We start from the raw sequence: 12,281 nt of genomic DNA on the forward strand, positions 1-12,281 counted from the left end.
GGGTCTCAGGACTCCTTGGGGGCGGGGGCTGTGAACGCGGGCACCAGGCCCACCAGTACGGAGGCGGCGGGCCATACCGGCAGCTGGGGCGCCACCAGCGGGACGACCCCGGGGTGCAGCGCCTCGGGCGCGTACGCGTTCGCCGCGATCACGAGCGCCGCCACCGCCACCCCCGAGCCGGCGACCAGCCAGGCCCGGACCCCCCACCGGTCGGGCCGGTACCGGGTCCGGACCGTCCGCCGCCCGCCGAGCCACAGCCCTGCCACGGCGGCGACGAGACCGGCGCCCACGAGCGGCAGCCCGTACCCGGCGCCCTCCGCCGCCAGCAGACCGTACGAACCGGCGCACACGCCGAGCAGTCCGCCCAGCGTCAGGACGTTCGTGGTCCGCCGTACGGCCGCCGGGACCCGCGCCGTACGGCCGTACCCGCGCGCGTCCATCGACGCCGCCACCGCGACCGAGCGTTCCAACGCCCCCTCCAGGACCGGAAGTCCGATCTGGAGCACCGCCTTCACGCCCCCTGTCGGGCGGCCGCGCAGCCGCCGCGCCGTGCGCAGCCGCGCCACGTCCGCGACCATGTTCGGCGCGAACGTCATCGCCACCACGACGGCGACCCCCGCCTCGTACAGCGCGCCGGGCAGCGACTTGAGGAGCCGGGCCGGGTTGGCCAGCGCGTTCGCCGCGCCCACACAGATCAGCAGGGTCGCCAGCTTCGCCCCGTCGTACACCGCGTGGACCAGCTGCTCGGCGGCGACCCGGCCCCCGATCCGTACCCCTTGGGCCCACTCCGGCAGCGGTACACGGGGCAGCGTGAACAGCTCATGCGTACCGGGGATCGGAGAGCCGAGCACGACCGAGAAGACCACCCGCAGCAACACCACGAACAGGCCGAGCTTCACGAACGCCGCGTACGAGCGCGCCCAGGGCGCGTCGGTGCGGCGCGCCGCGACGACATAGCCCGCGACGCCGACGATCAGACCGAGGAGCAGCGGGTTGGTGGTACGGGAGGCGGCCACGGCCAGACCGAGCGCCCAGAGCCACCAGGCGCCCGCGTGCAGGGCGTTGGAACGGTTCGCCTCGGGGGCCCGGATCATGTGCGGCGGCGGGCCTTCCAGATCGCCGCGCCACCGAGTACGAGCACGGCCGCTCCGCCCGCGACGATCCCGACGGACGGGCCGCCGCCCTCCCCGTCACTCGGGGCGGTCGGGGCGGTCGCGGATGTGGACGTGGAGGCGGAAGGCCGTGCCGGTCCGGCGGACGGCGGCGTCACCGCCACCTGCTCGCCGCAGCCCTTCGCGGGGTAGCCGGAGATCCCGCACAGCAGCGCCACGCTGTCGTACCGCAGCGGCTTCGCCACCGCCGCCAGCGCCTCCGCGCTCGTCGCGTCGTCCCGTACCTGCGCGCAGCCGGTCCTGACCGGCGGGTCGGGCGGAGTCTCGCCCGGCGGGGCGTCCCGCGGACCGCCGAAGTCCACGACGACCGCCACCCGCTTGGTGCCGGCCTTCCCCTCCGTACCGGCGCAGATCCCGGCGAAGTCGGGGGCGGCGGACGGCTGGGCGGCGTCGTTCGCGTCCTCGCTGACCGCGAAGCGGAAGCCGATCGCGTCGCCGTCGGCGGGGACCGCGGTCGCCGGGCCCTGCGTGCCGTAGGCCCACCGGCCGCCGCCCTGGCTCTCCCAGAACGACCAGTAGCGGTATCCGGCGGCCTGGGCGGGGACGGCGACGGCCAGGGTCAGTACGGCGGCCGCGACGGCGGTGGTGACGGAAGCCGCGGCCGAGTGCAGCCGCTTCCTCACTTCTTGCGGCCGCTCAGCAGGAAGCCGATGCCGACACCGACGACCATGCCGATGCCGATGATCCACCAGAGGTCGAAGCCGGAGTCCGCGCTCTCCTCGTCCTTGTCCCCCGCCGGCGCGGCGGAGGGCACGGACTGCGGCGTGGGGCCGGTGGCGCCCAGCTGCTTGAGGAGGTCGGCCGAGCCGAAGGCGCGCGGGTCGACGCCCATCGCGTTGGAGGCGAAGATCAGCTGGGCGTAGGCGGCCGGGCCGTTCTCCTTCGCCCAGGCGGCGGAGTTCTGCTGCAGCCAGGCCAGCGCCCCTGCCGCCTGCTTCGTCGCGCCGCTCGCGGCGAGCGCGACGACGGCGTCGGCCGTGTTGCCGAAGTCGGGCAGCTCGGACGGGTTCGCGGCGCCGGGCATCGGCGGCGTGTTCAGGTGGCCGGTCTTCGCGAGCGCCCGCGCCAGATAGGAGGCGCCGTTGAGGGCGGCCCGCTCGATCGTGGGCTTGGGCAGGTCGGTGCAGGTGGGGGTCTGCGCGGGCTTCACACCGCGCGCGGTGAGGCCCTTGCCGAGTCCGGCGAGCGTGGCGGCCGCGGTGGCGTCGGCGTTCGCGAGCAGTTTGCCGGACTTGTCGGGCTGGTAGGCGAACGCGCCCGCGCCGTCCTTCGTCGTACAGGGGGCGGCGAAGCCGAGCAGCGCGTCGTACGGAGTCCTGCCGTCGGCGGACTTCACCTCGCCCGGCTTCTCGCCGAGGGCGGCGAGGGCGCCGATCACGATGGAGGTCGAGTTGGCGTCGCTGGGGCTGCCGGGGTTGTAGCCCCAGCCGCCGTCCTTGTTCTGGACGCCCTTCAGCCAGCCGGCGCCCGCCCGGGCGGCCTTGGCCAGCCGCTCGGGGTCGGCGCTGTCGCGCTTGACGCCGGAGAGGGCCTGCACGGCGACGGCGGTGGCGTTGGTGTCGAGCATCGTGGCCGGGGTGCAGGGCTTGGCGGGATCCGGGCGGTACGAGGGGAAGGCGCCGCTGTCGCACTGCTGCCCCAGCAGCCAGGTGACGGACTTCTCGGCGGGCTGGACGCCGTTGGTCCGCTGGGCGATGAAGGCGAGCGACTGGCGCCAGACGCCGTCGTACGTCGGGTCCTTCGTGCCATAGAGCCCGGAGGGGATCACGGGCGCGGGGGTGGGCGACGGGGAGGGCGCGGCGGATGCGACGGAAGCCGTTCCGGTGCAGAGCAGCGCGGCGGCTGCGAACGCGGCGGCGCCGCGGCGGACGGTGGTCATGCGTGCTGTGCCTCTCCTGCGGGCCGGGCACAGGCACGCTCGGGGCACCAGGCTCGGCTCCGTATTCCTCGACGGTGCCGGCGGTCACGTCCCGGGCGGGGCATTCCGACTCACCACGCGGAGGTGGCTCACGGTTGCGGGTCAGTGCCGGATTCGCACCGGCTTCCCCCCGTACGGGCATGATGACGACTCGCACACTCTACCGGGCCGTACCCCGGACGGCCGGTGGGTGCGAGGCGCCTCACACCGCGCCTCGGCGAGGGGGCGCGGCCCCCGGGCACGGTCAGCGGACCGCCGCGTACGCCACCGGGTCCGTGCCCGGTACGGCCTCCGCGCGGCCCAGCTTGACCAGCCGGCGCACATGCGCCTCGGCCTCGCTGACCGCGATGTTCCGCGAACCGTACGGGATCCGCTCCCACGGGCGGTTCCACTCCATCCGCTCGGCGAGCTGCCACGGGGTCAGGGGAGTGGCCAGCAGGCTGAGGAGGCCCGTCAGCCGTTCCTCGTGGTGGTCGAGGAGTTCGCGGACCCGGCCGGCCGCGTCGGTGAAGGCGTACTGGTGGGCGGGGAGCACCTCGGCGGCGCCGAGGCGGCCGATCCGTTCCAGCGAGTCCAGGTAGTCGCCGAGGGGGTCGGTGACGGTGTGGTCGTCCGGGTCCTCGTAGAGGCCGATGTGCGGGGAGATCTCGGGCAGCAGATGGTCGCCGGAGAACAGCCTCCCGTGCCCCGGCAGGTGCGTGGGGTGGTGCTCCTCCAGGTGCAGGCAGACATGGCCCGGTGTGTGACCGGGCGTCCACACCGCCCGCAGCCGCCGGCCCGCGAGGTCCAGCAGCTCCCCGGGCAGGATCTCGCGGTCGGGCAGGGCCGGGCGCAGCCCCGGCAGGGCCCGCGACCGGCCGCTGGCGCGGGCGGCCAGGAGCGGGGCGGTGTGCTCCTCGGGGGCGCCGGCGGCGGCCAGTTTGCGGGCGAGGTAGTCGAGCCACGCCTCCGGCTCCGACTCCCGTGTGCGGCGTACGACGGCGGTGTCGGCGGCGTGCATCGCGACCCACGCGCCGGACTCCTCCCGGACCCGGCCGGAGAGGCCGTGGTGGTCGGGGTGGTGGTGGGTGATGACGACGCCGTGGACGTCCCGTACGGAGATGCCCAGGGCGGCGAGCCCGCCGGTGAGTTCGGTCCAGGAGTCCGGGTCGTCCCAGCCGGTGTCGATCAGGACGGGACCCCGGTCGGTGTCGAGGACGTGGACCAGGGTGTGGCCGAGCGGGTTGTCCGGGATGGGGACGCGGAGGGACCAGACGCCTCCGCCGTGCTCGGTCACCTGGCTCATGGGCCCTCATCTCTCCGACGGCACGGCGGCGACTGCTCGACCATTGCCCACTATAACTAGAACTGGTATCAGTTCTGAGGCACAGTCAGAAACGTCGGGGATTCCGGGAGGCAGTCGGCCATGACCGAGCTTGTGGAGCACGGAAAGCTGTTCGTCGGCGGCGAGTTGACCGATCCCCTCGGCAGCGAGGTCATCGAGGTGGTGTCTCCCCACACCGAGGAGGTCATCGGCCGCGTGCCGCACGCCTCCCGGGCCGATGTCGACCGGGCCGTCGCCGCCGCCCGCGAGGCCTTCGACCGCGGGCCCTGGCCCCGGACGACGCTCCAGGAGCGGATCGAGGTCGTCACCCGGATCAAGGACGCCATCGCCGTGCGCCCCCAGGAGATCGCCCGCTCCATCAGCTCCCAGAACGGCTCCCCGTACTCCTGGAGCGTCCTCGCTCAGGCGCTCGGCGCGATGATGGTCTGGGACGCGGCGATCACCGTCGCCCGCGACTTCCCGTACGAGAGCCGGCGCACCGGAGTCCTCGGGCCGATCATGGTGCGGCGCGAACCGGTGGGCGTGGTCGCGGCCGTCGTGCCGTGGAACGTGCCGCAGTTCACCGCGGCGGCGAAGCTGGGTCCTGCGCTCCTGGCCGGCTGCACGGTGGTCCTGAAGCCGTCGCCGGAATCCCCCCTCGACTCCTACATCCTCGCCGAGATCGCGGCCGAGGCCGGGCTGCCCGAGGGCGTCCTGAGCATCCTGCCCGCCGACCGCGAGGTCAGCGAGTACCTGGTCGGCCACCCCGGCGTCGACAAGGTCTCCTTCACCGGATCGGTCGCGGCGGGAAAGCGCGTCATGGAGGTCGCCGCCCGCAACCTCACCCGCGTCACCCTCGAACTCGGTGGCAAGTCCGCGGCCGTCATCCTGCCCGACGCCGACCTGGAGGCCGCCGTCGCCGGGATCGTCCCGGCCGCCTGGATGAACAACGGCCAGGCGTGCGTCGCCCAGACCCGTATCCTCGCCCCCCGCTCCCGGTACGACGAGATCGCCGAGGCGTTCGCCGCGGCCGCCGGAGCGCTGGTCGTCGGCGACCCGCTCGACCCGGCCACCCAGGTCGGCCCGCTGGTCGCCCGGCGCCAGCGGCAGCGCTCCCTCGACTACATCGGGATCGGCCAGGCCGAAGGCGCCAAGATCCTCGCGGGCGGCGGCCGCCCCGCCGGCCTGGAGCGCGGCTGGTACGTCGAACCGACCCTCTTCGGCGAGGTCGACAACTCCATGCGGATCGCCCGCGAGGAGATCTTCGGACCGGTCGTCTGCCTCCTGCCGTACGGGGACGAGAGCGAGGCGCTCCGGCTCGCCGACGACTCCGACTACGGGCTCAGCGGCAGCGTCTGGACCGGGGACGTGGAGCACGGCATCGACTTCGCCCGCCAGGTGCGCACCGGCACCTTCAACGTGAACACCTTCAGCCTGGACATGCTGGGCCCGTTCGGCGGCTACAAGAACTCCGGTCTGGGGCGGGAGTTCGGCCCGGAGGGATTCGGCGAGTATCTGGAGCACAAGATGATCCACCTGCCGGCCGGGTACGAGGGGCCGGGTGGTGCGTGATGGGCGACCGGTGGCACGTGGAGGTCGACCGGGGGGTGTGTATCGGCTCGGGGATGTGCGTGAGCCATTCCCCGGACGGCTTCCGCCTCGACTCGGCCCGCCAGTCGCACCCCACGCGCCCGGAGACGGACGCCGGCGAGAGTGTGCTCGCGGCGGCCGAGGGCTGCCCGGTGGAGGCGATCCTGATCACCCTGCTCGACGGCGGGGAACCGGTCTTCCCGCCCGAGGAGTGACGGCGGGCCCGGTCCGCGCCGCCGGGTCGATCAGCCGGCGGGTCGATCAGCCGTGGACCGGGCGGGCGCGGCCGGTCCGCCGGGCCCGCCCGGTGCCGTCAGGTCGATCAGCCGGCAGACCGTCTCGATGTCTATCTTCACCTGGGCGATCGAGGCGCGGCCCGACAGCCAGGTGATCAGCGCCGAGTGCCAGGTGTGCTCGATCACCCGCACCGCGGACAGCTGCTCCGGAGTCGGGTGCTCCGCACCCATCGCGTCCAGGATGATCGCCGTCGTCAGCCGCGACACCGTGTCCACCTCGGCGCTCACGCTCCGGTCCGCGAAGGTCAGCGCCCGGACCATCGCGTCCGCCAGCTGTGGCTCCCGCTGCAGCGCCCGGAACGCCCGCATCAGCGTCTCCGCCACCCGCTCCGCCGAGCTGTCGCCCGCGGGCGGCCGCTTCCGCAGGGTCGTGTGCATGTGCTGGAGCTGGTCCTGCATCGTCGCGACCAGCAGATGGATCTTGGAAGGGAAGTAGCGGTACAGCGTCCCGAGCGCCACCCCGGCCGCCTCGGCGACCTCGCGCATCTGTACGGCGTCGAAGCCGCCCCGCCCGGCCAGCTGGGCGCTGGCGTGCAGGATGCGGCGGCGACGCGCCTCCTGGCGCTCTGTCAGGGGCGGCGAGGCGGGTCTGTCTTCCGCGGTCATGGAGTCCCGTTCCGTGCGGACCGCCGAGCGCGACGGCGGCGGTGGGGCAGCGACAGTATGGCGGGGCGCCCGCCGTGGCGCGAATCACCTGATGCGGCTCCTACGGCGGGCCTACCTGCCGGTAGATTCAGTGCACCTTGAACGATCAAGAGCGATCAAGTCTGTAACTTGTTCTAGATTAGCGCGAGCGGTTACGCTCCCGCGAAACGCACGCTCGAAGGGGGCAGCGAGTGACCGCTGAGGCCATAGAGTCAGGCCCCCGCCAGGGCGTCACCGACCGCGGTGACCGTCCGTTGCGGATCGCTCTGCTCACGTACAAGGGAAACCCGTTCTGCGGCGGCCAGGGCGTCTACGTCCGGCACCTCTCCCGCGAGCTCGCCCGGCTCGGCCACAGCGTGGAGGTCATCGGCTCGCAGCCGTACCCCGTCCTGGACGAGGGCGTCCCGCTCACCGAGCTCGCCAGCCTCGACCTCTACCGCTCGCCGGACCCCTTCCGGACCCCCGGGCGCGACGAGTACCGCGACTGGATCGACGCCCTCGAAGTCGCCACCATGTGGACCGGCGGTTTCCCGGAGCCCCTCACCTTCTCCCTGCGCGCCCGGCGCCTGCTCGCCGCCCGCCGCGGCGACTTCGACGTCGTCCACGACAACCAGACGCTCGGTTACGGCCTGCTCGGCGACCTCGGCGCGCCCCTCGTCACCACGATCCACCACCCCATCACCGTCGACCGGCAGCTCGAACTCGACGCCGCCGCCGACTGGAAGCGCCGCGCCTCCGTACGCCGCTGGTACGCCTTCACCCGGATGCAGAAGCGGGTCGCCCGCCGACTGCCGTCCGTGCTGACCGTCTCCGGCACCTCCCGGCAGGAGATCGTCGACCACCTCGGCGTACGCGACGACCGCATCCGGGTCGTCCACATCGGCGCCGACACGGCCCTGTGGTCCCCGGACCCCTCGGTCGCCGAGTTCCCCGGCCGGATCGTCACCACGTCCAGTGCCGACGTGCCCCTCAAGGGCCTCGTCCACCTCGTCGAGGCGCTCGCCAAACTCCGTACGGAGAACCCGGCCGCCCACCTCGTCGTGGTCGGCAGGCGCGCCGAGGACGGGCCGGTCGCCCAGGCCATCGAGCGGTACGGACTCACGGACGCCGTCGAGTTCGTCAAGGGCATCACCGACGCCGAACTCGTGGACCTCGTGCGCTCGGCCCAGGTGTCCTGCGTGCCGTCGCTGTACGAAGGGTTCTCGCTGCCGGCCGCCGAGGCCATGGCCACCGGGACCCCGCTCGTCGCCACCACCGGCGGCGCGATCCCCGAGGTCGCGGGACGCGACGGCGAGACCTGCCTCGCGGTGCCCCCGGGCGACGCGGACGCGCTGGCCACCGCCCTCGGCCGGATGCTCGACGACCCGGAGCTGCGCGCCCGGCTCGGCGCCGCCGGACGCGCACGGGTCCTGGCCCGCTTCACCTGGGCGCGCGCGGCCCAGGGCACCGCCGAGCTGTACCGGGAGGCGATCGCCGCGCGGGGTGCCGGGGCGCGCGGGGGCGCTCGGGTGCGCGGGGGCGCCCGGTGACACCTCGCCCCGTTCGCCGGGTGCGGCCCGGTGGTCCGGTCGTGCCCACCGGTCCCGCCCGGCGGGACGACCGCCCGCAAACTCCCGTCAACACCGAAAGCAGGACGACCCCGTGCTGACCGTCGACTTCACCCGCTTCCCGCTCGCCCCCGGCGACCGCGTGCTCGATCTGGGCTGCGGTGCGGGCCGGCACGCCTTCGAGTGCTACCGGCGCGGCGCCCAGGTGGTGGCCCTCGACCAGAACGGCGAGGAGATCCGCGAGGTCGCCACGTGGTTCGCCGCGATGAAGGAGGCGGGCGAGGCCCCCGCCGGCGCGACGGCCACCGCGATGGAGGGCGACGCGCTCAACCTGCCCTTCCCCGACGAGTCCTTCGACGTCGTCATCATCTCCGAGGTCATGGAGCACATCCCGGACGACAAGGGCGTGCTCGCCGAGATGGTCCGCGTCCTGAAGCCCGGCGGCCGGATCGCGATCACCGTCCCGCGCTACGGCCCCGAGAAGGTCTGCTGGGCGCTGTCCGACGCGTACCACGAGGTCGAGGGCGGCCACATCCGCATCTACAAGGCCGACGAACTCCTCGCCAAGATCCGCCAGGCGGGCCTCAGGCCGTACGGCACCCACCACGCGCACGCCCTGCACTCGCCGTACTGGTGGCTGAAGTGCGCCTTCGGAGTGGGCAGGGACGGTAAAGACGCAGCGCTGCCGGTCCGCGCGTACCACAAGCTCCTGGTCTGGGACATCATGAAGAAGCCCGCCCTGACCCGGGTCGCCGAGCAGCTGCTCAACCCGGTCGTCGGCAAGAGCTTCGTGGCGTACGCGACCAAGCCGCACCTGCCGAAGGCCGCCTCCGGGACCTCCGCGGACGTCGCCAAGTGACCTCTCCGGAGCGCATCGCCGAACACCTCCTCCTGCCCGGGGTCCTCACCGCCGAGCAGGCCGCTGAGACCGTCGCCGGGATACTCGCCGTCCAGCGGGAGGACGGGGCGATTCCCTGGTTCCGGGGCCACCACCTCGATCCGTGGGACCACACCGAGGCCGCCATGGCCCTGGACACGGCCGGCGAACACGCCGCCGCCGCACGGGCCTACGAGTGGCTCGCCCGCCACCAGAACTCCGACGGCTCCTGGTACGCCGCCTACCAGGACGGCGACCCGGCCGACGTCACCGACCGGGGCCGGGAGACCAACTTCGTCGCGTACATCGCCGTCGGCGTCTGGCACCACTACCTCTCGACCGGCGACGACTCCTTCCTCGACCGGATGTGGCCCGTCGTCTACGCCGCCGTCGAGTTCGTCCTCGCCCTCCAGCGCCCCGGCGGCCAGATCGGCTGGAAGCGGGAGCCCGACGGCACCCCCGTCGAGGACGCCCTGCTCACCGGCAGCTCCTCCATCCACCAGGCGCTGCGCTGCGCGCTCGCCATCGCCGAGGAGCGAGAGGAGCCCCAGCCCGACTGGGAGCTGGCGGCGGGCGCCCTCGGCCACGCGATCCGCAGCCACCCCGAGCGCTTCCTCGACAAGTCCCGCTACTCCATGGACTGGTACTACCCCGTCCTCGGTGGCGCCCTGACCGGCGCGGGGGCCAAGGCCCGGATCGACGCGCACTGGGACGACTTCGTGGTCCCCGGCCTCGGGGTCCGCTGCGTGCTGCCCAACCCGTGGGTCACCGGCGGCGAGAGCTGCGAACTCGCCCTCGCCCTGTGGGCGATGGGCGAGTCCGACCGTGCTCTGGAGATCCTCCAGTCCATCCAGCACCTGCGCGCCGAGGGCGGCATGTACTGGACGGGGTACGTCTTCGAGGGCAACCGGGCGGTATGGCCCGAGGAACTCACCGCCTGGACGGCCGGGTCGCTGCTGCTCGCGGTGGCGGCCCTGGGCGGCGACGAGGCGACGGTCGCCGTCTTCGGCGGCGAGCGCCTGCCGAGGGGCCTGGAACCGGACTGCTGCGGGTGAACGGCCGACCGTACGGGAGCGTGGGGCCGGACCGCTGCGGGTGAACGCCCCGGCGCCCGGTGTCCTCCAGCCGGACTGCTGCGGGTGAACGCCCGGCCGTCCGGGGCCCGATGACCCCGGGCGGCCCGATGGCCGGTTCAGTGGCGGCGCAGCAGGCGCCCCGCCACCGTGTGGCCGACGACGAGGTAGACGACGGCGGCGAGACCGTAACCGGCCACCACCCGCGCCCACGCCTCGTCGAAGGTGAACAGATCGTGCGACCAGCCCGCCAGCCAGCGGGCCACGCTCTGGACGAACTCCACCAGCCCGTTGCCCCGGTTGGCGTCCAGCAGATACATCAGGATCCAGAGACCGATGATCGCGGCGAAGACATCGGCGACGATCGCGATCACCCGCGCCGCTTGCGTGGTGTTACTCCGTCCGGAAGTCATACCGCTCGCCTTGCCGCGCATCGCCGTTCGAAACCCGTTCGGAGTGGCGCGGGTTGTGGCACGTCGCCCCCGACCGAGGTGCCTGACGTCATCGAGACGCCCGACACTCTCAGCGCCGCCCTTGATGACCTTGCTGGCCACGAGCCGACCCGTCACAGCGACAACCCGCCGCTCTGCGGTGCCACTGCCCGCTGACGTTGCCGCTGAGGTTGAAAGGGTGGGGTGGCAGGGCTACGGAGGTTCCAGCCCGAGTCCGGTCTCGGCTATGAAGCCGTCAAGGACTTCGGGTCGGCGTTGGATGTCTCGTAGGCGGTTCTTCACGAGTGGGGTGAGGTCGTCGATCGTGCGGGGTGCGAGGTTGGCCAGGGACTTCTTCAGGTGGGCCCATACGCCTTCGACGGGGTTGAGGTCGGGTGCGTAGGGCGGGAGCTTGACGATGGTGAGCCAGTCGCTGTTGCGGTCGCAGAACTCCCGTAAGGGTTTGGCGTGATGGGTGCTGGCGTTGTCCCACACCACGATCAGCGGGGCACCGCCGAGTTGCCGACGGGCAGCGGTCAGGAGGTCTGCGAACTCGCGGGCCCGGAAGCCTTTCTTCTCGCCGGTACGGCCCCGGTAGGTCTGGGTCCGGTAGATCAGACGGGTTTCGCGGCCCGGTCTGACGCAGATCAGCCCGGCCATCAGGACCCGGCCGGAACCCTTGCCCACCAATTTGACCAGCGGCGTCCGGCCTCGCCGTGACCAGGTGCGGCCCTTGCCAGGTTTCAGGTCCTGCCCGGCCTCGTCCTCGAAGACGATCCACGCGCCCAGGAGCTGGGCCGCCCTCTTACCCGTGACCACTGCTCCGTCCGCCACCGCGCGACGGCCTGCTCATCCCGCTCGACCGCCCGGTGCACGGGAACCTGGGGCGACCAGCCCAGCCGGTGCAGCAGATACGACACCCCACGCGGGGTGTACCGGTAGCCGAACAGGCGGTGGATCAGCTCCGCTACCCTCGCCAGGGTCCACCGCTGGTCCTCCATCCAGCCGTGCGCCACCGGGCCGGCCTCCAGCTCGACCTGCAGGCGTTCTGCCTGATCATCGCTGAGCTGACACGGAAAGCCGCCGCCCCCTTGGACACCAGAGCCGCTCTGCCGCCCTGGCGCCAGGCGGCGTGCCAGGCGTACGCCGACTTCCGCGACACCCGCAACCTGCGGGCCACCTCAGGAGGCCGTACCCCCTGCCCGAACATCTCCGCGGCCTCGAAGCGCACCGCCTCACGCTTCGCCCGCCCCGCAGCGGTCAGACCGCCGCCATCCGCATACCTCATGACGAGGATGTAGCACCGCCAACGCCCCCTGTCACCCCACCCTTTCAACCTCAGCGTCACCGTTGCCGTCAAACCCGTAACGCCCCCTCTTCAGGTTGCGCAGGAAGGGGCGCCACGCGCTCTCTCAGCTTGGTTCCCGAT

Annotated in this window: 14 protein-coding genes and 1 riboswitch; of the genes, 5 read left to right on the forward strand and 9 right to left on the reverse strand. The window is 72.9% G+C overall.

What is annotated here, in order from left to right; translation table 11 throughout:
- Window positions 1–5: 5 nt before the first annotated feature.
- From ACIRB4_RS07220 to ACIRB4_RS07235, 4 genes are all read right to left on the reverse strand, one after another.
- Window positions 6–1,094, reverse strand: a complete 1,089-nt coding sequence (locus ACIRB4_RS07220) for an energy-coupling factor transporter transmembrane protein EcfT (RefSeq protein WP_403289023.1) — start codon at window positions 1,092–1,094, stop codon at window positions 6–8.
- The gene (locus ACIRB4_RS07225; protein WP_403289024.1) at window positions 1,091–1,795 is read right to left on the reverse strand and encodes an SCO2322 family protein; all 705 of its coding nucleotides are present in this window, start codon (window positions 1,793–1,795) and stop codon (window positions 1,091–1,093) included. The genes ACIRB4_RS07220 and ACIRB4_RS07225 overlap by 4 nt, the downstream gene beginning before the upstream one ends.
- Complete coding sequence (locus tag ACIRB4_RS07230) at window positions 1,792–3,051, reverse strand: prenyltransferase/squalene oxidase repeat-containing protein (protein ID WP_403289025.1); 1,260 nt, start codon at window positions 3,049–3,051, stop codon at window positions 1,792–1,794. Before ACIRB4_RS07230 ends, ACIRB4_RS07225 begins: the two co-directional genes overlap by 4 nt.
- Before the next feature lie 76 nt (window positions 3,052–3,127).
- A riboswitch (cobalamin riboswitch) is annotated at window positions 3,128–3,260 on the reverse strand.
- 74 nt (window positions 3,261–3,334) lie between these two features.
- Window positions 3,335–4,375 carry an MBL fold metallo-hydrolase gene (locus ACIRB4_RS07235; RefSeq protein ID WP_403289027.1) on the reverse strand — a complete coding sequence of 347 codons (1,041 nt, stop codon included), beginning with the start codon at window positions 4,373–4,375 and terminating at the stop codon, window positions 3,335–3,337.
- A gap of 120 nt (window positions 4,376–4,495) precedes the next feature.
- On the opposite strand from ACIRB4_RS07235, the gene ACIRB4_RS07240 reads away from it, so the two are divergent.
- Window positions 4,496–5,965: an aldehyde dehydrogenase gene (locus ACIRB4_RS07240; protein WP_403289028.1), complete on the forward strand. Its 1,470-nt coding sequence runs from the start codon at window positions 4,496–4,498 to the stop codon at window positions 5,963–5,965.
- On the forward strand, window positions 5,965–6,198 hold the full coding sequence (locus tag ACIRB4_RS07245; protein ID WP_403289029.1) for a ferredoxin: 234 nt from the start codon (window positions 5,965–5,967) through the stop codon (window positions 6,196–6,198). Before ACIRB4_RS07240 ends, ACIRB4_RS07245 begins: the two co-directional genes overlap by 1 nt.
- Before the next feature lie 30 nt (window positions 6,199–6,228).
- On the opposite strand, the gene ACIRB4_RS07250 is transcribed toward ACIRB4_RS07245, so the two are convergent.
- Window positions 6,229–6,885 carry a TetR family transcriptional regulator gene (locus ACIRB4_RS07250; RefSeq protein WP_403289030.1) on the reverse strand — a complete coding sequence of 219 codons (657 nt, stop codon included), beginning with the start codon at window positions 6,883–6,885 and terminating at the stop codon, window positions 6,229–6,231.
- Between the two features lie 230 nt (window positions 6,886–7,115).
- Here ACIRB4_RS07250 and ACIRB4_RS07255 point away from each other — a divergent pair, with 230 nt between their 5' ends.
- The 3 genes from ACIRB4_RS07255 to ACIRB4_RS07265 all read left to right on the forward strand — a co-directional run bounded on the left by ACIRB4_RS07255 (window position 7,116) and on the right by ACIRB4_RS07265 (window position 10,403).
- Entirely contained in the window at window positions 7,116–8,453 is a 1,338-nt protein-coding gene (locus ACIRB4_RS07255) for a glycosyltransferase family 4 protein (protein ID WP_403289031.1), read from the forward strand.
- 112 nt (window positions 8,454–8,565) lie between these two features.
- A complete protein-coding gene (locus ACIRB4_RS07260) occupies window positions 8,566–9,330 on the forward strand; it encodes a class I SAM-dependent methyltransferase (RefSeq protein WP_403289032.1) in 765 nt (254 codons plus the stop codon).
- Entirely contained in the window at window positions 9,327–10,403 is a 1,077-nt protein-coding gene (locus ACIRB4_RS07265) for a prenyltransferase (protein WP_403289033.1), read from the forward strand. Before ACIRB4_RS07260 ends, ACIRB4_RS07265 begins: the two co-directional genes overlap by 4 nt.
- Before the next feature lie 137 nt (window positions 10,404–10,540).
- Here ACIRB4_RS07265 and ACIRB4_RS07270 read toward each other — a convergent pair whose 3' ends face one another.
- The 4 genes from ACIRB4_RS07270 to ACIRB4_RS07285 all read right to left on the reverse strand — a co-directional run bounded on the left by ACIRB4_RS07270 (window position 10,541) and on the right by ACIRB4_RS07285 (window position 12,140).
- Complete coding sequence (locus tag ACIRB4_RS07270) at window positions 10,541–10,834, reverse strand: hypothetical protein (RefSeq protein ID WP_356895709.1); 294 nt, start codon at window positions 10,832–10,834, stop codon at window positions 10,541–10,543.
- 231 nt (window positions 10,835–11,065) lie between these two features.
- Entirely contained in the window at window positions 11,066–11,671 is a 606-nt protein-coding gene (locus tag ACIRB4_RS07275; protein WP_403289035.1) for an IS630 family transposase, read from the reverse strand.
- The gene (locus tag ACIRB4_RS07280) at window positions 11,596–11,853 is read right to left on the reverse strand and encodes a winged helix-turn-helix domain-containing protein (RefSeq protein WP_403289036.1); all 258 of its coding nucleotides are present in this window, start codon (window positions 11,851–11,853) and stop codon (window positions 11,596–11,598) included. Before ACIRB4_RS07280 ends, ACIRB4_RS07275 begins: the two co-directional genes overlap by 76 nt.
- On the reverse strand, window positions 11,820–12,140 hold the full coding sequence (locus tag ACIRB4_RS07285) for a helix-turn-helix domain-containing protein (RefSeq protein ID WP_403289038.1): 321 nt from the start codon (window positions 12,138–12,140) through the stop codon (window positions 11,820–11,822). The genes ACIRB4_RS07280 and ACIRB4_RS07285 overlap by 34 nt, the downstream gene beginning before the upstream one ends.
- Window positions 12,141–12,281 lie beyond the last annotated feature (141 nt).

Source organism: Streptomyces sp. NPDC093600 (genome assembly GCF_044764755.1).
Lineage (GTDB): Bacteria > Actinomycetota > Actinomycetes > Streptomycetales > Streptomycetaceae > Streptomyces.